Source organism: Streptomyces sp. V3I7, assembly GCF_030817495.1.
Classification (GTDB): Bacteria; Actinomycetota; Actinomycetes; order Streptomycetales; family Streptomycetaceae; genus Streptomyces.
Window position 1 is genome coordinate 5,374,111 of sequence record NZ_JAUSZK010000001.1, and the last position, 22,616, is coordinate 5,396,726.

The 22,616-nt window shown below is 73.1% G+C and carries 21 protein-coding genes; 13 read left to right on the forward strand and 8 right to left on the reverse strand.

Translation table 11 applies throughout. The features are described from left to right. Nucleotides 1–300 precede the first annotated feature (300 nt). Nucleotides 301–1,050, reverse strand: a complete 750-nt coding sequence (locus QFZ74_RS24985) for an AMP-binding protein (RefSeq protein WP_307623069.1) — start codon at nucleotides 1,048–1,050, stop codon at nucleotides 301–303. 191 nt (nucleotides 1,051–1,241) lie between these two features. Between QFZ74_RS24985 and QFZ74_RS24990 the strand changes: the two genes are divergently transcribed. Beyond that, nucleotides 1,242–2,486: a CdaR family transcriptional regulator gene (locus QFZ74_RS24990; RefSeq protein ID WP_307623070.1), complete on the forward strand. Its 1,245-nt coding sequence runs from the start codon at nucleotides 1,242–1,244 to the stop codon at nucleotides 2,484–2,486. Between the two features lie 169 nt (nucleotides 2,487–2,655). Further along, the gene (locus tag QFZ74_RS24995; RefSeq protein ID WP_307623071.1) at nucleotides 2,656–3,111 is read left to right on the forward strand and encodes a GNAT family N-acetyltransferase; all 456 of its coding nucleotides are present in this window, start codon (nucleotides 2,656–2,658) and stop codon (nucleotides 3,109–3,111) included. 192 nt (nucleotides 3,112–3,303) lie between these two features. Here the strand turns inward: QFZ74_RS24995 and QFZ74_RS25000 are convergent, their stop codons facing one another. Then, nucleotides 3,304–4,326 carry a DNA-directed RNA polymerase subunit alpha gene (locus QFZ74_RS25000; protein WP_307623072.1) on the reverse strand — a complete coding sequence of 341 codons (1,023 nt, stop codon included), beginning with the start codon at nucleotides 4,324–4,326 and terminating at the stop codon, nucleotides 3,304–3,306. A 203-nt stretch (nucleotides 4,327–4,529) separates the two neighbouring features. Between QFZ74_RS25000 and QFZ74_RS25005 the strand changes: the two genes are divergently transcribed. From QFZ74_RS25005 to QFZ74_RS25030, 6 genes are all read left to right on the forward strand, one after another. After that, complete coding sequence (locus tag QFZ74_RS25005) at nucleotides 4,530–4,751, forward strand: hypothetical protein (RefSeq protein WP_307623073.1); 222 nt, start codon at nucleotides 4,530–4,532, stop codon at nucleotides 4,749–4,751. A 629-nt stretch (nucleotides 4,752–5,380) separates the two neighbouring features. Further along, the gene (locus tag QFZ74_RS25010; RefSeq protein ID WP_307623074.1) at nucleotides 5,381–5,914 is read left to right on the forward strand and encodes a GNAT family N-acetyltransferase; all 534 of its coding nucleotides are present in this window, start codon (nucleotides 5,381–5,383) and stop codon (nucleotides 5,912–5,914) included. 277 nt (nucleotides 5,915–6,191) lie between these two features. After that, nucleotides 6,192–7,307, forward strand: coding sequence for a ribosome small subunit-dependent GTPase A (gene rsgA, locus QFZ74_RS25015; protein ID WP_307623075.1), 1,116 nt, complete (start codon nucleotides 6,192–6,194; stop codon nucleotides 7,305–7,307). Nucleotides 7,308–7,412: 105 nt separating this feature from the next. Next, nucleotides 7,413–8,888, forward strand: coding sequence for a DNA-3-methyladenine glycosylase 2 family protein (locus tag QFZ74_RS25020; RefSeq protein WP_307623076.1), 1,476 nt, complete (start codon nucleotides 7,413–7,415; stop codon nucleotides 8,886–8,888). Then, nucleotides 8,885–9,388, forward strand: a complete 504-nt coding sequence (locus tag QFZ74_RS25025; RefSeq protein ID WP_307623077.1) for a methylated-DNA--[protein]-cysteine S-methyltransferase — start codon at nucleotides 8,885–8,887, stop codon at nucleotides 9,386–9,388. Before QFZ74_RS25020 ends, QFZ74_RS25025 begins: the two co-directional genes overlap by 4 nt. 160 nt (nucleotides 9,389–9,548) lie before the next feature. Next, nucleotides 9,549–10,850 carry an SGNH/GDSL hydrolase family protein gene (locus QFZ74_RS25030; RefSeq protein ID WP_307624267.1) on the forward strand — a complete coding sequence of 434 codons (1,302 nt, stop codon included), beginning with the start codon at nucleotides 9,549–9,551 and terminating at the stop codon, nucleotides 10,848–10,850. Between the two features lie 247 nt (nucleotides 10,851–11,097). Here the strand turns inward: QFZ74_RS25030 and QFZ74_RS25035 are convergent, their stop codons facing one another. Next, a complete protein-coding gene (locus tag QFZ74_RS25035; RefSeq protein ID WP_307623078.1) occupies nucleotides 11,098–11,580 on the reverse strand; it encodes a DUF456 domain-containing protein in 483 nt (160 codons plus the stop codon). Between the two features lie 63 nt (nucleotides 11,581–11,643). After that, the gene (locus QFZ74_RS25040) at nucleotides 11,644–12,645 is read right to left on the reverse strand and encodes a LuxR family transcriptional regulator (protein ID WP_307623079.1); all 1,002 of its coding nucleotides are present in this window, start codon (nucleotides 12,643–12,645) and stop codon (nucleotides 11,644–11,646) included. Between the two features lie 344 nt (nucleotides 12,646–12,989). Here QFZ74_RS25040 and QFZ74_RS25045 point away from each other — a divergent pair, with 344 nt between their 5' ends. Beyond that, nucleotides 12,990–14,321: a protein phosphatase 2C domain-containing protein gene (locus tag QFZ74_RS25045; protein ID WP_307623080.1), complete on the forward strand. Its 1,332-nt coding sequence runs from the start codon at nucleotides 12,990–12,992 to the stop codon at nucleotides 14,319–14,321. Nucleotides 14,322–14,442: 121 nt separating this feature from the next. Next, entirely contained in the window at nucleotides 14,443–14,919 is a 477-nt protein-coding gene (locus QFZ74_RS25050; protein WP_373462432.1) for an ATP-binding protein, read from the forward strand. Nucleotides 14,920–15,096: 177 nt separating this feature from the next. On the opposite strand, the gene QFZ74_RS25055 is transcribed toward QFZ74_RS25050, so the two are convergent. Next, nucleotides 15,097–16,143, reverse strand: a complete 1,047-nt coding sequence (locus tag QFZ74_RS25055; protein WP_307623082.1) for a DUF2637 domain-containing protein — start codon at nucleotides 16,141–16,143, stop codon at nucleotides 15,097–15,099. A 171-nt stretch (nucleotides 16,144–16,314) separates the two neighbouring features. Then, nucleotides 16,315–17,154 (reverse strand): (2Fe-2S)-binding protein, encoded by an 840-nt coding sequence (locus QFZ74_RS25060; RefSeq protein ID WP_307623083.1) that lies wholly within the window; start codon nucleotides 17,152–17,154, stop codon nucleotides 16,315–16,317. A gap of 167 nt (nucleotides 17,155–17,321) precedes the next feature. Between QFZ74_RS25060 and QFZ74_RS25065 the strand changes: the two genes are divergently transcribed. Next, nucleotides 17,322–18,185 (forward strand): GntR family transcriptional regulator, encoded by an 864-nt coding sequence (locus QFZ74_RS25065; protein WP_307623084.1) that lies wholly within the window; start codon nucleotides 17,322–17,324, stop codon nucleotides 18,183–18,185. A gap of 31 nt (nucleotides 18,186–18,216) precedes the next feature. Here QFZ74_RS25065 and QFZ74_RS25070 read toward each other — a convergent pair whose 3' ends face one another. Together QFZ74_RS25070 and QFZ74_RS25075 are read right to left on the reverse strand one after the other, a co-directional pair. Next, nucleotides 18,217–18,978 (reverse strand): hypothetical protein, encoded by a 762-nt coding sequence (locus tag QFZ74_RS25070; protein ID WP_307623085.1) that lies wholly within the window; start codon nucleotides 18,976–18,978, stop codon nucleotides 18,217–18,219. Nucleotides 18,979–19,131: 153 nt separating this feature from the next. Further along, on the reverse strand, nucleotides 19,132–20,820 hold the full coding sequence (locus QFZ74_RS25075) for a PucR family transcriptional regulator (RefSeq protein ID WP_307623086.1): 1,689 nt from the start codon (nucleotides 20,818–20,820) through the stop codon (nucleotides 19,132–19,134). A 351-nt stretch (nucleotides 20,821–21,171) separates the two neighbouring features. Here QFZ74_RS25075 and QFZ74_RS25080 point away from each other — a divergent pair, with 351 nt between their 5' ends. After that, nucleotides 21,172–22,062: a xanthine dehydrogenase family protein subunit M gene (locus tag QFZ74_RS25080; RefSeq protein WP_307623087.1), complete on the forward strand. Its 891-nt coding sequence runs from the start codon at nucleotides 21,172–21,174 to the stop codon at nucleotides 22,060–22,062. Further along, nucleotides 22,062–22,616, forward strand: a complete 555-nt coding sequence (locus tag QFZ74_RS25085; RefSeq protein WP_307623088.1) for a (2Fe-2S)-binding protein — start codon at nucleotides 22,062–22,064, stop codon at nucleotides 22,614–22,616. Before QFZ74_RS25080 ends, QFZ74_RS25085 begins: the two co-directional genes overlap by 1 nt.

Here is a 22,616-nt window from a genome sequence, read left to right on the forward strand (position 1 = left end):
CGGTTCTCGATCGCGCCCCACCTCTTCCCCGCTACCCGATGAATCCCTCGTCCCCCAGGAACTTCAGCGCCGCCTGCTGCGGTGTCGCGCCGTCGATGTCGACCATGGTGAAGACCTCGGCGAAGTTGCGGGGGCTCTGCTTCGCCACGTTGACGAAGTTCAGCGCGAAGGCGTTCTGGTGGACCTGCGGAGCCGGGATACGGACGTCGTACGCCTTCTGGACCGGGTCGAGTTCCCGTGGAGGTTGCCGGGCGCGCCGCGGGCGCCGATACGGGGCGCCGAGTGCCGGGGCGAGTCCGCTCAGGCGCTCCGGCGTGTCACCGCCCGCACCGTCACCGCGTCGAACGCCGCCGTGTCGACCTCCCGTACCTGGGTCAGGCAAGCCCCCGCGAGGACCGCCGCGTTGAGGCCGCACATCTGGCTGGGCGACGCCGACATCGGCAGGCTGCTCAACACCACGTCGGACGAGGTGAGTTCGAGGACCCGGGTGGCCGCGTCGTACGCGCCCGCCCGCAGGGCGCCGTGGGTCAGCTCGTGCCCCCGGGGCAGGACGAGTGACTGGGTCGTCGCCCGCGTCCACGCCACCGCGGCGAGGTCGTCGTCGGCGCGGCGCACCAGGTCGGGACGGCGCGGCCAGAACGCGAGCTGGTCGAGGAAGCCGGGACCCACGGCGACGCACACTCGGCCGGCGCTCCGTGCCTCGGCGGCGTGGAGCGCGCCGGCACCCGTGCCGGAGGTGAACACGAGACGCACCCCCCAGTCGCCGAAGCAGCGGCGGGCCTCGTGTGCCCCGAGCCGCGGGCCGAGGGGGACGACTACGGCCCCGACGCGCAGGATGCCGTAATAGAGCACGGGGAAGGCCAGTTCGTGCTCCAGCACGATGCCGACGCGGTCGCCGGGGCGGACACCGTGGGCGACGAGGCCGCCGGCCACACGCGAGCTGAGTTCGTCCAAGTCCGCGTACGTCAGCACCTCTTGGTCCAGGCGCATCGCCGGGCGGTGCGGGTACTGAGCCGCCGCCTCCTTCAGATTGACGGCCAGGTTGGTCATCTCTTCTTCTCCCCGTGAATGATTCCCGGCGGGCGCGAGGCCCACTGCGACACCTCAGACGATCATCACGGGGCTGTAGCCGCCAGGCGCATGTGGACACCGACAGCGATTGCTGTCGCCCGCGACAACCGACGTGGTCCGCACGGGGATTCGCACCGGCCGCCGAGCCGTCCTGCCGTAGGCTCGGGGCCGTGTCCCAGGCCCCCCCGAACGCCGTCATCGCCGACATCGCCGTCGCACTGAGCACCCGGCTGGACGACATCGTGGACGGTATGGCCGAACTGGTCTTCGAGAAGATCGAGTTCTACCGGAGCCCGGTGGTGAGCCGGGACAGCCTGTACGAGGGGCTGCGCTTCAGCATCGACTTCCTCCTCACCAACCTCGCCCAGCCCGGACTGCTGTCGGTGGACGTCTCCGGGCCGAGCACGACGGGACGCAAGCGCGCCGTCCAGGGGGCGCCGCTGCCGGAGGTCCTGCGCTGCTACCGGCTGACCTTCGCCTACTTCTGGGAACAATTGCTCGCCGAGGCGGCGCAGTTCGGCGAGGAGACGACGCACGCGCTGCTCACGGCGGCGAGCCGGGTCTGGGCCCTCGCCGACATCTACTCCCTGGCGATCACCGACTCCTACCGCGAGGCCATGGCCGAACGCATGGTGGAGACGGACCGCAGGCGCTCCGCCCTCGTCGCCGCCCTGGTCGACGGCCAGTCCCCGGACGGCGACGCGACCTGGGAGATCGCCCGCACACTCGGCTTCCCCTACCAGGGCAGCTTCGTCGTGCTGGTCGCCGAGGCCCCCATGTGGGCCGAACCGCCCCTGGCCGGACTGGAGTCCAAGCTGCGCGCCCTCGACGTCGGCTCGGCCTGGCGGGCCCAGCCGGGGCACGAGATGGCCGTCCTCTCCCTCGGCTCCCAGCGGCCCATGGACGCCGTGCTCGAAGCGGTCGGCGACTGCGCGACCGGCCGCGTCGGAGCGAGCCCCGTCTACCACCAACTCGACCACACCGCACGCGCGTTGCGGTACGCCCAGGTCGCACTGGAGTCGCTGCCGGAGGGGAAGGCCGGCGTACGCCAGCTCGACGACACCCCGCTGACGGAACTCGTCATGAACAGCCTCGACACCACGCGCCGCGCCGTCAACCGCGTCCTCGGCGGCCTGCTGTCCGTACCCGAGGAGGAACGCACCACTCTCCTCGCCACCGCCCGCGCCTGGCTCACGGCCCACGGCTCCGCCGCCGAGACCGCCCAGGTCCTCTACTGCCACCCCAACACCGTTCGCTACCGCATGCGCCGCCTGGAGGAGTACCTGCGCGGCCCCCTGGACGACCCGATGATCGTGGCGGAACTGGCCCTGGCCCTGGACGCGGTGGGCACGTTCCCCGCACTGCTGGACCAGCACCGTTCACCGGAGCAGTCCCGGCGGGCGGCGTCGGACTGAGCGGACGCGGGGCCGACTACCCGAACCTCGTCGAACCTCGCGAGGGCCGACGTCCCCACTGGCGAATTGGACCAGGATTTCGTCACGGGATTGGATCTCAACCGTCGTCCGCATCGGTCCGTAACCTCGCTGACGTGACAGTGGTCATGGCCGAGGCGAGGAGTGAGCTGTGGGCGGGTATTCCTGGAGTGACCGCGTCGACGACGTGGACTTCGACGAGCTGTCGGAGCTGTACCAGGTCGCGCCGTTGGGCAACAAGCCTCCCGAGACGCTCGCAACGACCTTCGGCAACAGCATGTTTGCCTGCTTCGTCCACGCCGACGGCGCGCTCGTGGGTGCGGGCCGGGCTCTGGCAGACGGCGTGGACTGCGCTTACCTCGCCGATGTGGCAGTGCACCCCGATCACCAGGGGCAGGGACTGGGCTCCGGCATCATACGCAGGCTTGTGGAACTCGCCCAGGGCCACAAGAAGATCATCCTCTACGCCGCCCCGGGCACCGAAGCCTTCTATGGCCGGCTCGGTTTTCTGCGGATGAACACCGCGATGGGGATCTGGAGCGATCCTGACCGCGCGATCGAGATCGGCCTGCTCAGCCGGGAGGACAGCCGGTTGCCCTCCACGTGAGGCGAGGCGACTGAGCTGACGGTGGGCGCGGGGCGAAGGGCCCCACTGCAAGAAGCAGCGGGGCCCTTCGACATCGTGCCCGTGAGGCACTGGCGGCGGAGCCGGGTGCGGTCGGCCGGTTCGGGCGCGGCAGCCGTCGCCTCGTCGCCGACTCCTCCGCCTTCCCGCGGGCCCCCGCTGACCAGGGCAGCGTCAGTACTGCTCGGTCTCCACGAAACCGGCGTCGGCGTCATCATCGGCCCCGAAGGCGTCTGCGGCGGCGGTCGGGTCGAATCCGGGCGGGCTGTCCTTGAGGGCCAGGCCCATGCCGGCCAGCTTCGCCTTGACCTCGTCGATGGACTTCGCACCGAAGTTGCGGATGTCCAGCAGGTCGGCCTCGGAGCGCGCCAGGAGCTCACCCACCATGTGGACGCCCTCACGCTTGAGGCAGTTGTACGACCGAACGGTGAGCTCGAGCTCCTCGATCGGCAGCGCGAGGTCGGCGGCCAGGGCGGCGTCCGTGGGGGACGGGCCCATGTCGATGCCCTCGGCGTCGATGTTCAGCTCACGGGCGAGACCGAACAGCTCGACCAGGGTCTTACCGGCCGACGCCATGGCGTCACGCGGACGCATGGCCTGCTTGGTCTCGACGTCGACGATCAGCTTGTCGAAGTCGGTGCGCTGCTCGACACGCGTGGCCTCGACCTTGTACGTGACCTTCAGCACCGGCGAGTAGATCGAGTCGACCGGCACACGGCCGATCTCCTGGCCCAGCTGCTTGTTCTGCACGGCGGAGACGTAGCCGCGACCGCGCTCGACGGTCAGCTCCATCTCCAGCTTGCCCTTGCCGTTGAGCGTGGCGAGGACGAGGTCGGGGTTGTGCACCTCGACACCGGCCGGGGGCGCGATGTCGGCGGCGGTGACCAGACCCGGACCCTGCTTGCGCAGGTACATCACGACCGGCTCGTCGTGCTCCGAGGAGACGACCAGCTGCTTGATGTTGAGGATCAGGTCGGTGACGTCCTCCTTGACGCCCGGCACGGTGGTGAACTCATGCAGGACACCGTCGATGCGGATGCTGGTGACAGCAGCGCCGGGGATCGACGACAGGAGGGTACGGCGCAGGGAGTTGCCGAGGGTGTAGCCGAAGCCCGGCTCCAGCGGCTCGATCACGAACCGTGAGCGGAACTCGTCGACGACCTCTTCGGTGAGTGAGGGACGCTGAGCGATCAGCACGAGGTATTGCCTCCAGTGTTTGGCGCCCGCTATGTGACGCCGTAGACACCACGAAGGGTACGGGTGGTTCGGGCTCCCGCGAGGTCGAACCGCCCGACCGCGCCCGTCTGCCCGCCGGTCCGGCAGGTCCAGCTCTTGCCGGAATCGAGTCCAAGGCCCAGCGAGGGGGCCGCCGCGCGGTTCATGGGCGCATACTGGAGGCAATGACAAAGCCTGCTGCACCGAAGCGACATTTGCCCACCAGCCCCTTCAAGGCCCCGGTCACGACGGCTCCCAAGCACTTCGCCGTCGGCGACCAGGTCACACACGACACGTACGGCCTCGGCCGGGTGATCGGCATCGAGGACGGAATCGCGGCGCTCGTGGATTTCGGCTCGGAACGAATCCGCATCCTGAGCCCGTACTCCAAGATGACCAAGCTGTAGGACCGCTGTGCCCGGTCACGGCACGCCAGGCACCTTCAGGGGCCTGTAACGAAAGCGAGACCTCTCATCGATCTGACGTCGTTGTTCTCCGCCCTGGAAGGGCAACCCCGCCGTTCCACCGCGGCATCGCCGCCTCCGGCGGCGAACCCCTTCCAGGCCCCGGACTTCGGGGAAGACGAGACCTTCCTGCTCAAAGATGTACGGGGACCCGCCTCGGGCATGTGCGCCACGCAGCCCAAGGCAACCTAGCTCCCCCGAGCGCGGGGGTCGCGACAGCCGGCCGCGGACCAGCCGGCCGCGGGCCGTCCGAGGCGGTGCGGGGAGGAGCACGCCCGTCTCGGTTCCCGTCTTGATTCCCGTCTCACTCAGCTTGATCAGTCCCCGGACCCTTCGGAGTCCGGGGTTCCGCCGGAAGGCGAGGGCGGCGATGAGGGCCGCCGGGGGCTGGCCGTCCCTTGAGTGGACGGTCGTGTGATTCCCAGGGGCTGCGAACAGGCCTCGCGGGCGGGGGCCGCGATCACCGGGCTGACCGCCGCAGGGCGCGCCGCGGAGCCGGCTCCCTGGGCGAGTACCGCACGGCTCGACATAACCGATCGACACACTGATGTTGATCGGGTTGGCTGAGTGGCATGCGAGAGCTGCGTACCGATCGTCTTCTGCTCCGCCGGTGGCGGGAGTCCGACCTCGGGCCATGGGCGGCCATGAACGCCGATCCCGAAGTCCGAGAACACCTGGGGGACCTGCTTACACGGGAGCAGAGCGATGCCGCGGTGGCACTCATGCAGGCCGAGTTCGACGAGCGAGGCTTTGGGTGGTGGGCGCTCGAGGCACGGCAGACCGGTGAGTTCATAGGCCGTGCCGGCCTGGACGAGGTGGGCGCGGACATGCCGTTCGCGGGGGTGGACATCGGGTGGCGGTTGACGCGTTCGGCGTGGGGTCACGGCTACGCCACCGAGGCAGCCCTGGCCTGCCTGACCTTCGGCTTCGAGAGCCTCGGGCTACCGGAAGTGGTTGCGTCGACGACCGTGGACAACCTTCGTTCTCAGGCAGTGATGCGCCGCATCGGCATGACCCGCGACCCGGCCGACGACTTCGAGGATCCGAGCGTGCCCGAGGGGCCGCTTCGACAGTGTGTGCTGTACCGGATTCCCGGGACGGCTTGATCACACAACCGCGTGGAGGCTGTGTGGGCTGGAGCGATAATTCGGTGGCGCCCGAATAGACGCGCTTCTAGGATGGCTTCGCTCCTTGCGGTTGCCGTTGGCTGCCGCTGTCGGCCGAGTGAGGAACGGGAGGTGTGACCGATGACTGTCTCTGTGATGGGCGTTGCCCGCGACCAGAAGTTCATCCACTCCACCTCCGTGGTCTCCGGCTGATCTTTCCTGCCTTCTTCGCGCCTGTGAGTGCGCGCGGCCGGGGCCGCCCTGTGAAGGGTTCCCCTTGAATCTCTCTTCTCTTTCGGCTTCTTCTTCCGCTTCGTCGCATCCGCTCGCCCCCTTCGGCTGGGACGAGGGCTGGGAAGCGGAGTTCGCTCCGTATGCCGAGCAGGGTCTCCTGCCCGGTCGTGTCGTACGGGTCGATCGGGGGCAGTGCGACGTCGTCACCCCCGCCGGCGTCGTCCGTGCCGACACCGAGTTCGTCGTGCCCCGTGACCCGATGAAGGTCGTGTGCACGGGGGACTGGGTCGCCCTCGATCCCGAGGGTGGGGATCCGCGGTTCGTGCGGACGCTGCTGCCGCGGCGTACCGCGTTCGTGCGCTCCACCTCCTCCAAGCGGTCCGAGGGGCAGATCCTCGCGGCCAACGTCGATCACGCGATCGTCGCCGTGTCGCTCGCCCTGGAGGTCGACCTCGGCCGGATCGAGCGGTTCCTCGCGCTGGCCTGGGAGTCCGGCGCGCAGCCCCTGGTCGTGCTCAGCAAGGCCGATCTCGTGCCCGACGCGGTGACGCGGGCGCATCTCGTTCAGGACGTGGAGACGGCGGCCCCCGGGGTGTCGGTGGTGTGTCTGAGCGCCCTGGACGGGGAGGGCGTCGACGTGCTGCGCGCGCTCGTCGGCGGTGGTACGTCCGTGCTGCTCGGGCAGTCCGGTGCCGGCAAGTCGACGCTGGCGAACGCGCTGGTCGGCGAGGACGTCATGGACGTACACGCCGCTCGGGACGTGGACGGCAAGGGGCGGCACACGACGACCACCCGCAATCTGCTCGCCCTGCCCGGCGGGGGCGTGCTGATCGACACCCCGGGGCTGCGCGGCGTCGGGCTGTGGGACGCCGAGGCCGGGGTCGGTCAGGTCTTCGCCGAGATCGAGGACCTGGCGCGGGAGTGCCGGTTCCACGACTGCGCGCACGAGGCCGAGCCCGGATGCGCGGTCCTCGGGGCCCTGGAGAGCGGGGAGTTGCCGGTCCGGCGCCTGGAGAGCTACCGCAAGCTCAAGCGGGAGAACCAGTGGATCGTCGCCAAGACCGACGCCCGGGTGCGCGCCGAGATCCGGCGGGACTGGAAGCGCAAGGGGGCCGAGGGGCGGGCCGCGATGGAGGCCAAGCGCGGCCGGTTGCGGTGACACTCGGGGATGACCGGACGCCATATCCGATAACACCAGGGGGCGGCCAGCTCCGTGTCCGATTCCCGCCAGCCGCCCCCTGGCTCGTCGCCCACACTGGAGGGCGTGAAGGGCGACGACACCAGGTACGAGGACACCCGGTACGACGACACCAGGTACGAGGCCGTGCGCAGTCGAGACGCGCGGTTCGACGGTGAGTTCTGTTTCGCCGTCGAGACGACCGGGATCTACTGCCGGCCCAGCTGCCCGGCCGTGACGCCGAAGCGGCGCAACGTCCGCTTCTTCGCCACGGCCGCCGCCGCGCAGGGCTCCGGCTTCCGGGCGTGCCGCCGCTGCCGCCCGGACGCCGTGCCCGGCTCCGCCGACTGGAACGTCCGGGCGGACGTCGTCGGGCGCGCCATGCGGCTCATCGGGGACGGCGTCGTCGACCGGGAAGGCGTCGCAGGGCTCGCCGCGCGGCTCGGCTACAGCGCGCGGCAGGTCCAGCGGCAGCTCGCCGCGGAACTCGGCGCCGGCCCCGTCGCGCTCGCTCGCGCCCAGCGCGCCCACACCGCGCGCGTGCTCCTGCAGACCACCGGCCTGCCGGTCACGGAGATCGCGTTCGCGTCCGGGTTCGCCAGCGTGCGGCAGTTCAACGACACGATCCGTGCGATCTACGCCGCGACACCGAGCGGGCTGCGGGCCGCCGCGCCGCGGGCCGGCCCCTCCAGCGCGCACCCGGGCATCCCTCTCCGGCTCGCCTATCGCGGGCCCTATCAGCCCGGTCCGGTCTTCGACCTGCTGGAGCGCGAGGCCGTGAGCGGGATCGAGGAGGTGAGCGGCGGGGCCGGGCGGCGTACGTACCGGCGCACGCTGCGGCTGCCGTACGGCACCGGGATCGTCGCCGTCCGGGAACGCACCGGATCGGCGAAGGCCGGCTCCGTCGCGCATCCCGGCGGCTGGCTCGATGCCCGGCTGCACCTCACTGATCCGCGCGACCTGACCACCGCCGTGCAACGGCTGCGGCGGCTGTTCGACCTCGACGCCGATCCGTACGCCGTCGACGAGCGCCTCGGCGCCGACCCGCGGCTCGCCCCGCTGGTCGCCGCCCGGCCCGGACTGCGCTCACCGGGCACCGCCGACCCCGCCGAACTCGCCGTACGCGCCCTCGTGGGCCGGGGCGAGGCCGAGCGGCTGGTGCTGCGGTACGGCAAGACGCTGGACGCCCCCAGTGGCAGCCTCACCCACCTCTTCCCGGAGCCCGCGGTGCTCGCCGAGGCCGAGCCCGACGGACCCCTCGGTCCCGTCGGCGCCCTGGCCACCGCGCTCGCCGACGGCACCCTACGGCTCGACCCGGGCGCCGAACGGGACGACGCCGAGGCCGCCCTGCGCGCGCTGCCCGGCGTGAGCCCGGCCGTCGTCGCCACGATCAGGGCCCGCGCCCTCGGCGATCCCGACGTAGCCCCGCCGCACGCCGGCGACGGCACGGACGGAGCGGACGACGCCTGGCGGCCCTGGCGGTCGTACGCCTCGCGCCACCTGGCCGCCGCGGAAGACCACGACCCGCACCGAGCAGCACAAGGAGAGCAGGAGTCGTCATGACCCTCGCCACCACGTACTACTGGACCATCGAGGAGGGCCCCCTCGGCCCCCTCCTCCTCACCGCCGCACCGGACGGGGCGCTGACCTCCCTGTCCGTGCCCGGGCAGAAGGGCGAGCGCACGGCGCAGGCCGACTGGCGCCGCGACCCCGGCCCCTTCCGGGACGCCGAGGAGCAGCTCGCCGCGTACTTCGCCGGTGAACTCAAGGAGTTCCGGCTGGAGTTGCGGGCCGACGGCACCGAGTTCCGGGAGCGGGTCTGGGCCGCCCTCGACGACCTCCCCTACGGGGCGACCACGACGTACGGCGAGATCGCCGCGCGGATCGGGGCCAGCCGGCCGGCGGTACGGGCCGTCGGCGGCGCGATCGGCGCCAACCCGCTGCTCGTGCTCCGTCCCTGCCACCGGGTGATCGGGGCGGACGGCTCCCTGACCGGCTACGCGGGCGGGCTCGAGCGGAAGGTACGGCTGCTCACGCTGGAGGGCGTGCTCGCCGAGGCCTGAGCCGCCCCTCCCGAATTGCGAAAGCACGCACCACCGTCAGGCCCCTGGCCCGAGCCGCACGCATGTTCCCGGCATTCTTCTCGACCGTGATCTTTTGCCGAAAGTCCCCCCATATGTCACGGTCGCCTCCAGTGGGCCATCGGGAAGGGTGGACGCGCGCATGGTCATGGCCGGGCGTTTTCTCGCGGTACTGCTCCTGCTGCCGATCGGTACGACGATCACGGCACCGCCCCCCGCTCAGGCCCACCCCGCCCGGCCGCCCCTCACCGCGTCCACGCCCCCGTACGCGGCCGCGTCCCGGTGGAGCTGGACCGGCACGTGGGAGACGGCCCCGTCCGGCACCACGGCCGCCCTCCCCGGCGCCGCCATCCGCAACGTCGTGCACGTCAGCGCGGGCGGGCGCGTCCTGCGGATCCATCTCAGCAACCGGCTCGGCACCCGGCCCCTCACGCTCGACGCGGCCACCGTCGCCCTGCGGGCCACCGGTCCGGACGCCGTGCCCGGCACGATGCGCACCGCCACCTTCGGGGGCGCGGTGACCGCCACCGTCCCGGCGGGCCGCGACCTGGTCAGCGATCCGGTGGCGCTGGCCGTACCGGCCGCCGCCGACCTGCTCGTCACCGTCCGGACGCCCACCGACTCCGGCCCCGCGACGTACCACCGCACGGCCCTGCAGACCAGCTACGTGGCCCGGCAGGGCGACGGCCGGGCCGCCGACGAGGCCGGTGCCGCGTACACCGCCACCACCCGGCACTGGTACTACGTCACCGGTGTCGACGTCCGCGGCGCGGCGGCCGCCGGCAGCGTCGTGGCCTTCGGCGACTCCCTCACCGACGGCGAGGGCTCCACCCGCGACACCAACCGCCGCTGGCCCGATCTGCTCGCCGAGCGTCTGCGCACGCACCGGCTGGGCGTCCTCAACGCCGGGATCGGCGGGAACCGGCTGCTCCTGGACGACACCGGACCGAACGCCCTGTCCCGTCTCGACGCCGACGCCCTGTCGCGCGCCGGGGTGCGGGTGCTGATCGTCTTCGAGGGCATCAACGACCTCAACGGCACCCCGGAGGCGCACGACGTACGCGCCTACGAGACGGCGTACCGGGCGATCGTGGCCCGCGCGCACGCCCGCGGGATCCGGGTCGTCGGCGCCACCCTCACGCCGTACGACGGCCACTCCCGCTGGACGGAGGCCCACGAGGCCCTGCGGCAGCAGATCAACGCCCTGATCCGGTCCGGCCGGGTGTTCGACGCGGTCGCCGACTTCGACGCCGCCGTCCGGGACCCGGACCGGCCCCGGCGGATCCTGCCCGCGTACGACCCCGGCGACCACCTCCACTTCAACGACGCGGGCATGCGGGCCCTCGCCGAGAGCGTGGACCTGGCCGCGCTGCGGGGGACCCGTGCCACCGCGCCGAAGGCGGTCGGCGCGGGACCGGAGGGCTCCGCCGTCAGCCTCGGATGACGGGGTCCGCAGGGCTCCGCCGTCAGCCCCGGATGACGTCGTGTCCGCGTCCCTCCTCGTGCTCGTTGCCGCGCCCGGCGGCGGCCCGGCCCCACTGCCCGTCCCGCAGGTCCCACCAGGTGACCGTGCCCGACGTCGCGTCGGCGTGCGGCGCCTGACCGGTGATCAGCCGGGTGTCGCCCCTGGTGCCCGCCAGCCGGGCGGGCAGCGGGGCCGGGCCGCCGCCGGGGCCCGCCTGGCTCCGCCGTCAGCCCCAGATCACCGCTCCCAGCCACGCGCCCAGGATCAGCAGGCAGGTGAACAGCTCCGTCAGCACGCTCGTCCCGCCCGAGCGCATGATCGTGCGCAGCGCGGCCAGGGCCTCGCCGTGGCCGCCCAGGCGCAGGCGTTCGTGGAGGTAGATCCCGGCCATGAAGCCGGGGATCGCGCCCACGACGGGGACGAGGAAGAAGCCGAGGAACGCCCCGAGTCCCGCGTACACCGCCATCTCCGGCGTGGCCGCGGTCTCGCGCAGCCGCCGGGGCGGCAGTGCCCAGCGCACCACCTGGGACACGAAGAGGATCACCGTGGCCCCCACCAGGACGGCCCACGCCAGCGGACGCCGATCCTGCAACGCCCACCACAGGATCCCGGCCCACACCAGCCAGGACCCCGGCACCCCGGGCACCAGCACCCCGCACAGGCCGAGCACGATGACGAGTCCGGCCAGCAGGAGTTCCCACGCTCCCATCTGCCCAGACTGCCCGAGCGGGCACGAACGCGCAGATCAAGTACCGGCCACTTCGCGCGGACGTCAGTCGCGCGTCTCGCGCGTCTCCCGGGCCACCCACCCGCGCTCGTACGCGTGCCAGCCCAGCTGGAGGCGGGTGGTCACCCCGGTCAGCTCCATCAGCCGCTTCACCCGCCGCTGCACGGTCCGCAGGCCCAGATCGAGCTGCTTGGCCACGCTCGCGTCGGTCAGCCCGGCCAGCAGCAGCGACAGCACCTCCAGGTCGGTGCCGTCGGGTCCGTCCGGCCGCTGCTCGACGACGCCGGACGCGCCGAGGGTGAGCGGCAGGGCCTCGCGCCACACCGACTCGAACAGGCCGGACAGCAGCTCCAGCAGGCCGCTGGCGTGCACGACCAGCGCGGTCGGTTCCGCGGTCCGGGTGGTCAGCGGCACCATGGCCAGCGAACGGTCGGCCACCACCAGCTTGGTCGGCACCAGGTTCGCCACCCGCACCTCCTCGCGCCGGCCCAGCGCCACCGTCAGTTCGCCGACACCGTCCGGCAGGTCCAGCACCGACCGCTCGACCACCACCCGGTAGCGGACGCCGCGACCGGCCGCCTGCGCCTCCGCCGGGTCGTTGTCCCGGGCGGAGACGGCCATCGGGTCGCCGGTGACCAGCGCGCACACCTCGTCGCTCGCGCCGAGCTGCAACTGCAGGAAGCGCTGCGCGACCGCGGCGGCGCCCGTCACCACCTCGACCAGGTCGTGCCCGGCGGGGGCGGCGGCCACCGCCCGGTACTCCTCGGCGAGCAGCGCCGCCGTCAGCTCGGCCTTCTCCAGCTCGTGCCGCTGCTGGGTGAGCAGCGCGCCCAGCGCCACCCCGGGCGGCGCGGCGACCCAGCGGCCGGGGCGGGCGGAGGACTGGGCGGCGAGGCCGTGCCGCTCCAGCCGGCGCAGCGCGTGCTCGGTGTCGTGCTCGTTCAGGCTCAGTCGGCGTGCCAGATCGTCCACGTCGGCGGCGCCGACGGCCACCAGCGCCCGGTACGCCGCCTCATGTCTCTCGTCCAGACCTATCGCTGCCAGCATCAGCCCTCGTTCCCTCCCCGCAGACCGGCCCGCGCGCCGGGGCCGTCGGTACGGCCGTGGCGGAAATCGGCCACGGCGCAAACCCGCCTCGGCACATCATCGCGGTACCACCCGCCCCTCTGCCAAGGTGTCGTCACCACGGTGTCGATCACTGCGGGCCCCATGTGCCCGGACGGTTCTTCCACGGGGGGAGAACCGTCCGGAACTGGAAGATGTCGTACCGCCGCGTCGCCCGCGGGACCACCCGACTTTTCCCGCACCTTCTCTCGTACGTACGTTCAACGCGTCCTCGATTTTCGGGATGCCCCGTTTTAGAGCGGCCCGTGCGGTGGACAATCAGGGGCATGAGCCAGCAGGGGGGTAGGTCCACCCGTCGCGAGGACGACTGGTGGAGGCAGCTGTACGACGACTCCACCGCGGACACCGGGCCCGCGCCCGCCGCCGATTCCCTGGACGACCGATACGCCTCGGCGGCGGCCGCGTTGACCCCCGAGGAGCCGCCGGACGACGGGCCCGACGAGCCCCTCCCGCCGCCCCCTCCCGTCGCCGACGTGCCCGCCCAGCGCACGACTCCCGCGGCCGGCACGGGGATCCAACGTCCGCGCCCCCTCTGGGAGTCCACACCCCGGCCCGCGCCCCTGCTCCCGAGCCCCAGGCCGCCGAAGACGCCAACCGCCGCGTCGGTACCGCCCGTTCGGCGGGCCGCACCCCCCGTCCCCGACTACGTCGGCTCCGGTCCGCCCACCTACGACGCCGAACCCACCGCCCTTCCCGCCGCCGATCCGGACGGCCTCGGCCAACTCGTCGCGGACACCGTGCTGGACGGCGCCCGGTACGGCGCCTGCACGCTGCGGGCCGCCTCCGTGCGGGGCGACTCCGCGCGGTACCGGGGGGAGTCGCGGCGCGACGCGCTGCTGGTCGCGCGGTTCGGGGCGGGGGAGGAGGCGCTGGTCCTGGTCGCGGTGGCGACGGGGGCACGGGCCACGCCGGGCGCGCACCGGGCGGCGGCCGAGGTGTGCCGGGGGATCGGGCGGGCCGTGGGCCGCAGCCACGCGCGGCTCGTCGAGGACGTCCGGGCCGCCCGGCGCGTCGAGTTGAAGTCCGGGCTGCACCGGCTCACCGACCACAGCCTCGGCCGGCTCCGCACGGGTGCCGCCGAGCAGGGCGCCGACCCGGAGGAGTACGCGGCGACCCTGCGCTGCCTGCTGCTGTCCGCCGACCCCGAGTGCCGTACGCGCGTGTTCTTCGGCGTCGGCGGGGGCGGGCTGTTCCGGCTGCGGGACGGGGTCTGGCGCGACATCGAACCGCGCGTGAGCACCGACGGCCCCTCCGGCGAGGCCGGCACCGGGTACGGCTCGCTGCCCGCGGAAGACGCCAAGGACGACCGGTTCACCCTGGACCCCGGCCTCCCGGAGCCCCCGGGCCCGAACGCCGTCGACCCGCCCCGCGAACCCTTCCGCTTCCGGGCCTCCGTGGCCCGCCCCGGTGACGCGCTGCTGATGTGCAGCGGCGGCCTCGCCGACCCGCTGCGCGGTGAGCCCGCCCTCTGCGCCCACCTCGCCCGGCGTTGGTCCGACGGCACCCCGCCGGGCCTCGCCGCGTTCCTGGCCGACACCCAGGTGCGGGTGAAGGGCTACGCCGACGACCGTACGGCGGCTGCCGTCTGGGAGGCGTGAATTCGGCCGAACCCCCGGTCGTTGCGGGCCCGACAGGACTGGCGCGGGCTCGAACGGGCATGGATCCCCATGAATGTGCTCGACCAGGAGGGGTAACGGCAACAGCGTGCGGGCGGGGGTCATGAAAAGGCAGGCACGAGGGGGCGGTCCCGTGGCCGTCGGGGCCTATGCGGTACGGACCGAAGAGGCCGACGACGTCACGGATCAGGCGCAAGGGCCCCAGCTGAAGCGCCGGTTGGAGCGAGCGGATCTGCGCGAGGTACCCGAGGCGCGCAGGGCGCTGCGCGAACTCCTGCGACACTGGGGCAAACCGGGCCGCTCCGAGGTGGCCGAACTGCTCACGAGCGAACTCGTCACCAACGCGCTCGTCCACACCGACCAGGACGCCGTGCTCACGGCGGTCGTGGGACCGCGTGGACTGCGCGTGGAGGTACGGGACTTCGTGGCCCGCAGGCCGATGCCGCGCGCGTGCGACACCGGTGACGCCACGCACGGCCGGGGTCTGATGCTGGTGCGGTCCCTCGCGGACGACTGGGGCATACGCGCGCACGGCGTCGGCAAGGCGGTCTGGTTCGAACTGGACGCGGAGGCCGCGTGACCGAGCGACGGACGGAGCCGTGAACGAGCGCGGAACGGAGCCGTGAACCAGCGGCGGGGCGGGGCCGGCCCGCAAACCGCGCCCGCCCCGCCCCGCCCCGCCGGTCAGGCCGTGTGGGCCCTAGGGTCTGTCGTTTGGATCAGCCCCGCGACGCCGGGATGATCCAAACGACAGGCCCTAGCCCAGCTGCTGCTCCAGATCCTTCAACTTGCGTTCCAGGGAGTCGAGTCGCGGCAGCCCCATCGTGTCGTCCTCCGCGGTCAGGTCGACCGTGATGGCGTCGGCGCCCTTGCGGACCGGCTGAAGGGAGGGCCGCGGACGTACGGGCAGCTGCTCCGCCGCCGACAGGGCAGGCTCCGAGGTCACTTGGGCGGTGGCGCGCTCCAGGGCGGCGCGGTCCTCCACCGGCCGGCCGGCGCCGCGCCCGACGAAGCCGCGGTGGCCCCGGCTGATCGCCTTGAGCCGGGCCCGCTCCACGCGCTGCTGCTCGCGCCGCCGCAGCCGGGTCTCCTCCTTCTGCCGCATGTCCTCACGCACCTCCTCGACCGCCTCGTCCAGGCTGCGCACGCCCTCCAGGAGCATCAGCGACCAGGCCCTGTAGGTCTCACGAGGAGCACGCAGCCAGCGCACCACACGGATCTGCGGCAGCGGACGCGGGACCAGACCCTGCTCGCGCAGGGCGGCCCGACGGGTCTGTTTCAGCGCGCGGTCGAAGAGCACCGCCGCCGAGAGGGACATGCCGGAGAAGAACTGTGGCGCCCCGTCGTGCCCGAAACCCCGCGGCGCGTGCACCCAGTTGAACCAGGCCGCCGCGCCCGCGAACGTCCACACGAGTATCCGCGAGCCGAGCGCCGCGTCACCGTGGCTGGCCTCGCGCACGGCGAGGACGGAACAGAACATGGCGGCACCGTCCAGGCCGAACGGCACCAGGTACTCCCAGCCGCCGGACAGCCCGAGGTTCTGCTCGCCGAAGCCGACCAGACCGTGGAAGGAGAGGGCGGCCGCCACCGCTGCGCAGCAGAACAGCAGCACGTAGGAGGCGGTGCCGTAGACCGCCTCCTTGCGCCGGCGCCGTTCCTCGCTGCGCTCCCACGAGTCGTCCGCGCCCGCGCTTCCCCCCAAGGCGCGCTTGCCGCGCGTCAGCACCGCCACCGCCGCCAGCATGCCCAGGAGCAGTACGGCGCCCGGAAGCAGCCAGTTCAGCGATATGTCGGTCAGTCTCATCTGGGGTCCCTCGCATCGGGAAAGGACGGTAACGCCCGTCATAGTGGCCCAATCCCGGCGTCCCTCAGGGGGTTTCGGGGCAAGAGGACGCCAAGGGGGTGCGAGGGGATGCCCAGCGCGATTTTCTGCTCGAACTGCCGCTCCAGAAGCGCGAGTTGAGTTCGAATAAAACTAGGCGGCGGCCGGGGTCGTCAGCCGGGCGACGCGCTCCGTGTCGCAGGTGCGCGGGCAGGTGGCGCAGGTGTCCTCGGGCCGCACGGTGTAGAACATGCAGCAGCTCGCCCGGTCCCGGGTGGGCAAAGGCTCGCCGTCCGGCCCGGTCAGCTCGCGGAAGGCGGCGGAGCCGACGTACGGCGCGGTCGCGCCCGGCAGCAGCAGCTCCAGTTCGCGCACGACCCGCTCATGCTCGGGCTCGCCGAGCAGATGGGCGACGTACCACAGGCCCTCGACGAGGTCGTCGGTCGCCATGCCCCACAGGGCGCGCCCGCGGCGCCGCGCGCGGGGCCCGAATGCGGCGAGGACGGGCTCCAGGTGCTCGGCGACGGACGCCCGCACCCGCGCCCGCAGCGCCTCCTCGTCCGGCACCACGACCGCGCCGGGCAGCGCGGCCGCCGGGTCGCCCGGCAGGCAGGCGAAGGAGTCGGCGCGGACGGCCACGCGGCCGGCGGTGCGGTCGTAGGAGACATGGGTCACGGGCAGGCGCGGCACCCGGCGGTGCAGGAACCAGGGGACGGTGATCAGCAGGCAGACGGGCCAGGCGTACCGGTGCAGCCCGAAAGTGGCGACGACGTCGGGGCGGGCGCGGATGCCGTAGTCCCGCCGGACCTGCGCGTCGTCCCAGGACAGGAACGCGCCCAGGCCCTCCCCGCCCGCTGCGAGCGCCGCCGCGCCGACCCAGCCACCGCCCTGGGGCGCCGGGCCCTCGGGGCCCAGCTCCGTGACGGCCAGCCCCGGGTAGGCCTCGGTGAGACGGGCGTACGCGGCGGAGACCGCCGAGGCGGGGACGGACATGACGGAACCACCGATCAGTGATCGCGGGCGGATCTAGATAAGTAAGCCTTACCTTACCCAACCTGATCGGAGTTTGAACTGCCGCCTCCTGCGCCTAAGGTGCTTGACGCACAGGTAGCAACCCGCCGTAATGACCCCAAGTGCCGACAACCCGGAGGAGGAACCGCGTGAAGCACGGCCTGCACGCACTGCACGGCCTGCCCGGCTCCGCCGAGGCGGGAGTTCCGGCACTGCGGACCGGCGAGGTACGGGTGCCCGCGCAGACGCGGTCCGTGGACGCGCTGGACGCGCTGGACGCCGTCGAGACGCCGGCCGTCCTCGACGCCGACCGCGAACGCGGTGACGCGGCTCACGGCGTGCGCGGTGAGCACACGCACAGCGAGCGGCCGATCCCGCCGCCGCGTCCCGTCGTCCAGCGGGCGTCGGTGCGCGGACAGATCGTGGACGCCCTGCGCACCGCGCTGGTCGCGGGCGAGCTCAAGCCCGGCCAGGTGTACTCGGCGCCCGCACTCGGCGACCGGTTCGGGGTGTCGGCGACGCCCGTGCGCGAGGCCATGCAGCAGCTCGCGCTCGAGGGCGCGGTCGAGGTCGTGCCGAACCGCGGGTTCCGGGTGGTCCAGCGGGGCGCGCGGGACCTGTCGGAACTGGCTGAGGTGCGGGCGCTGATCGAGGTGCCGGTGATGCTGCGGCTGGCCCGCACCGTGCCGGCCGAGCGGTGGGCGGAACTGCGCCCGCTCGCCGACGACACCGTGCGCGCCGCCTCCACCGGCTGCCGCGCGACGTACGCCGAGTCCGACCGCGCCTTCCATCGCGCCGTCCTGAGCCTGGCGGGCAACGCCCAGCTGGTCCAGGTCGCCGAGGACCTGCACCGGCGCGCCCAGTGGCCCCCCGTCGGCGGCCCGGTGCGGCACGGCCGCGCCGACCTCGTCGCGGACGCGGCCGAGCACACGGCCCTGCTGGACGCGCTGATCGCCCGGGACCTGGACGTCGTCCGCTCCCTGGTGAACGAGCACTTCGCCGGCTCGGCGTAGGCCTGATCCGAACGACGGACCCCGGCTCCCGCTACGCCGTCGCGGCCGCCGGCGGGATCAACTGGTCGGCCAGCCACGTCGGTACGCCCCCGAGGAGCCGGAACAACCGGCGGGCCTCCTCGCGCAGGCGGGACGACTCCGGCTCGCTCTCCGCGTCCGCCAGCGACACCAGGGCGGGGGCCGTGCCCACCAGGTAGCCCAACTCCTCCCGGATACGCAGGGATTCCGTGAAGCCGTGCCGTGCCTCCGCCAACTCCCCGTCGCGCAGGGCGAGTCCGGCGAGGTGGCGCCAGGTGAAGGACAGCAGCAGCGGGTTGGAGTGGGCCACGGCGCCCGCGTGGGCGCGGCGGTACGCCGCACGGGCCGCCTGGGGGGCGTGGGCCAGGTTCTCGGCCAGCAGGCCGCGGCGGAAGTCCAGCAGGTCCCGGCCGGGGGCGCCCGGCGGGATCAGCGCCGCCGCGCGGCCCAGCGCGGCCCGCGCCTCGTCCGCCCGGTCCCGCACCCCGTGCAGCGTCGCGGCGTACGCGAGCTGCCCGCGCTCGCAGGCGGCCGCGCCCCGTTCCTCGTCGCTCCGCGCCAGCGCCTCGGCGGCCCGCAGGGCGTCCTCGGCGTCCTCCCAGCCGCGCTCGGTGTAGAGGCACCGCTCCGTGAGCAGAGTGGCTCGCTGCAGCGCGGTGGCCGGGGTGTCCGGGCGGAGGAGGGTGGCCGCGTCGACCCAGCAGGCCCGCGAGCGCAACCGCCATACCGCGGTCTGGAGTGGATCGTCACTTGCGGTCGTTCCGTTTCCAGACATGGCGGAATGCGCCACGTTGCCCTCCCCGAGCGCGCCGTCGAGCTGTTGAGTGGTGGCGGCATTCCAGCACCAATCGCGGCGCCCGGCCAAGGGGGTGGGTGAAGGATTTCACAAAGTCCTGGGCCGCGGAGGCCGTTCGGGCACCCGCGTACCTCAGCTCATGCGCAGGGCCAGGAAGAAGTCGAGCTTGTCCTCCAGGCGCGAGAGATCACGGCCCGTCAACTGCTCGATCCTGCCCACCCGGTAGCGCAGCGTGTTGACGTGCAGGTGGAGACGGGTGGCGCAGCGGGTCCAGGAGCCGTCGCAGTCCAGGAACGCCTCCAGCGTCGGGATCAGCTCGGCGCGGTGACGGCGGTCGTACTCCCGCAGCGGGTCCAGCAGACGGGCCGTGAAGGCCCGGCGGACATCGTCCGGCACGAACGGTAGCAGCAGGACGTGCGAGGCCAGCTCCTGGTGGCCCGCGGCGCTCACCCGGCCCGGACGCGCCGCCGCGACCCGGCGGGCGTGCCGCGCCTCCTCCAGCGCGCCGCGCAGCCCCTCCGCCGAGTGCACGGCCGCGCTGACGCCGATCGTCAGCCGGCCGTCCTCGCCCAGACCGGCTGACAGCGGGTCCCGTACGGTCGCCAGGAGCGCGTCGGCGAGGATCTCGGCCTCGGCGCCGCCGTGCTCTGCGGCGACGGCGGCGAGCGGGACCAGGGCCACCGCCTCGTCGCCGATGTGGGCCACGGCGATGCGGTCGGAGGGCTCGGGCCCGGTCGCGAGCGGGTCGACCAGGATCTCCTCCAGCAGCGACCGGGCGACCGGGGCGCCGTCCCCGTCCTTGGCGGACAGGCCGGTGTCCGGCCGGGCGCCCGACTCGACGCGGGCGACGACCACCTGCCAGTGCGGGGCGGTCCCGAGCCCGGGCAGCAGCACCGGCGCGGCGACCCGCAGCCGGGCCGCGATCTCGGCGGGCGGCGCGGCCGCCTGCACCAGCTCCAGCACCTCCTGCGCGAGCCGGCGCCGTACCGTGCGCGCCGCGTCCCGCCGGTCCCGCTCCACCGCGATCAGCTGGGTGACGCCCTGGAGCAGGTCGAGGCGCTCCTCCGGCCACTCGCCCGCGTCCGCCTCGACTGCCAGCAGCCAGTCCGACAGCGCCGCCGTGCCCGTGGCCTCGGCCTCCGCCGGGCCGCGGCGTATCGGGAACAGCGAGTACGCCGTCCCGTCCAGCACCACGCGGTACGGCCCGCGCCGGCCCGTGCGGGCGGCCGCGAGGTGCTCGGCGGCCAGCCGGGCGCACGTCTCGGCGGACAGCGCCGGGGCCGCGGCCTTGGGGCCCGCGATCAGCCGGCCGGTGGGGGCGAGCACCCAGGCGCGCAGGTCCAGGTCGGTGCCGAGCAGGTCCAGGACCACGTCCGGACCGCCGCCCGCCGGTCCCGCGGTCATCATCCGCCGGTGCCGGTCGACCACGGCCGCGAGGTCCCCGGCCCGCTCGCCGGACACCTGACGTACGACGTGCTCGGTGATCGACGCGAACGCGACCGACTCGTCCACGGCGAACAGCGGCAGCCGGTGCCGGGCGCAGGCCACGACCAGGTCGTCCGGCACGCCCGCGAGCTCGGCCTCACCGGCGGCGAGCGCGGCCACCCCGTTCTGCACCAGGATCTGCACGAACCGCTCGGAGTCGGTGGCGCCCTGCCGCCACGCCAGCCCCGTGAGCACCAGCTCACCGCCCGAGAGGTAGCGGCTGGGATCGCGCAGGTCGGTCGTCATCACGCCCCGCACGGTCCGGTCCAGCTCGTCCTCGCCGCCGAGCAGCCGCAGGCCCAGCGCGTCGGTGTCCAGCAGTGCGCGCAGCCGCATTCTCGTCGCCGCCGTTCTTTGTCTCGAAATCTACGATGGATCGTGGTGGTCGTGGTGAGAGCCACGAGAGGAGCGCGGCGACCGGTGCGCGAGGCGCACGCGTCGATGGCCAGGCTGTTTCCTGTGTTTCCACGGGAGAACGATGAGGCTTCCGATAACCTCCGTTCATACGAATCTACAAGATGCCCGCCCTGGCCAGCCAACTCCTTCATGGTTTCGGTGACTGACCCCGTCGGAGCACGTGGCGGTGTACTGAGGCCACTCCGCGTCAACAGCACATGAGCGAGCCGCGCCCGTCCCCACGGATCGGCTCGATCCGGACGACCTCGAACATCAAGAAGAGAGCCGGTCATGGACTTCCTACGCCCCGCCAGCTGGGAGGACGCGCTCGCCGCGAAGGCCGAGCACCCCACCGCCGTGCCGATCGCGGGCGGTACCGACGTGATGGTCGAGATCAACTTCGACCACCGCCGTCCCGAGTACCTCCTCGACCTCAACCGCGTCGGCGACCTGTATGAGTGGGACACCGACGTGGAGACGGTCCGGCTCGGCGCCTCCGTCCCGTACACCCGGATCATGGAGCACCTGCGCACCGAGCTGCCGGGCCTCGCCCTCGCCTCGCACACCGTCGCCTCCCCGCAGATCCGCAACCGCGGCAGCGTCGGGGGCAACCTCGGCACCGCCTCCCCGGCCGGCGACGCCCACCCCGCCCTGCTCGCGGCCGGCGCCGAGGTCGAGGCCGCGTCGGTGCGCGGCACCCGGCTGATCCCGATCGACGACTTCTTCACGGGGGTGAAGCGCAACGCGCTCGCCCCCGACGAGCTGATCCGCGCCGTCCGCATCAAGAAGGCCGACGGGCCGCAGCAGTTCTCCAAGGTGGGCACCCGCAACGCCATGGTCATCGCCGTCTGCGCCTTCGGCCTCGCCCTGCACCCCGCCACCCGCAGCGTCCGTACCGGCATCGGCTCGGCCGCCCCGACCCCCGTCCGGGCCAGGGCCGCCGAGGACTTCCTGGCGGCGGCGCTCGACGAGGGCGGCTGCTGGAACAACGGCAAGCCTCTCGCCCTGTCGGCCGTCAAGCAGTTCGCCGAGCTGTGCTCCGGCGCCTGCAACCCCATTGACGACGTCCGCGGAACCGCGGACTACCGTCGCCACGCGATCGGCGTCCTGGCCCGTCGGACGCTCACCTGGACCTGGGAGTCGTACCGCGACGCCCGCCGCACCTCGGAGGGAGTCGCCTGATGCGTGTGCACTTCACCGTCAACGGACGGCCGCAGGAGGCCGACGACGTCTGGGAGGGCGAGAGCCTGCTCTACGTCCTGCGCGAGCGCCTCGGCCTGCCCGGCTCCAAGAACGCCTGCGAACAGGGCGAGTGCGGCTCCTGCACCGTCCGCCTGGACGGCGTCCCGGTGTGCGCCTGCCTGGTCGCCGCCGGCCAGGTCGAGGGCCGCGAGGTCGTCACCGTCGAGGGCCTCGCGGAGTACGCGCGGCAGCGGTCCTGCGATACGAGCGCACGCGGTACGTCGCTGGAGGACGCCCAGCGATGGCAGCCCACCGGCGACGGTGCCGAACTCGCCCCGGTCCAGCAGGCGTTCATCGACGCCGGCGCCGTCCAGTGCGGCTTCTGCACCCCCGGGCTGCTGGTCGCCGCCGACGAGCTGCTGGAGCACCACCCGAACCCGACGGACGCTGACATCCGCGAGGCCCTGTCGGGCAACCTGTGCCGCTGCACCGGCTACGAGAAGATCATGGACGCGGTCCGGCTGGCGGCCGCCCGGCAGTCCGAGGGGGTGTGA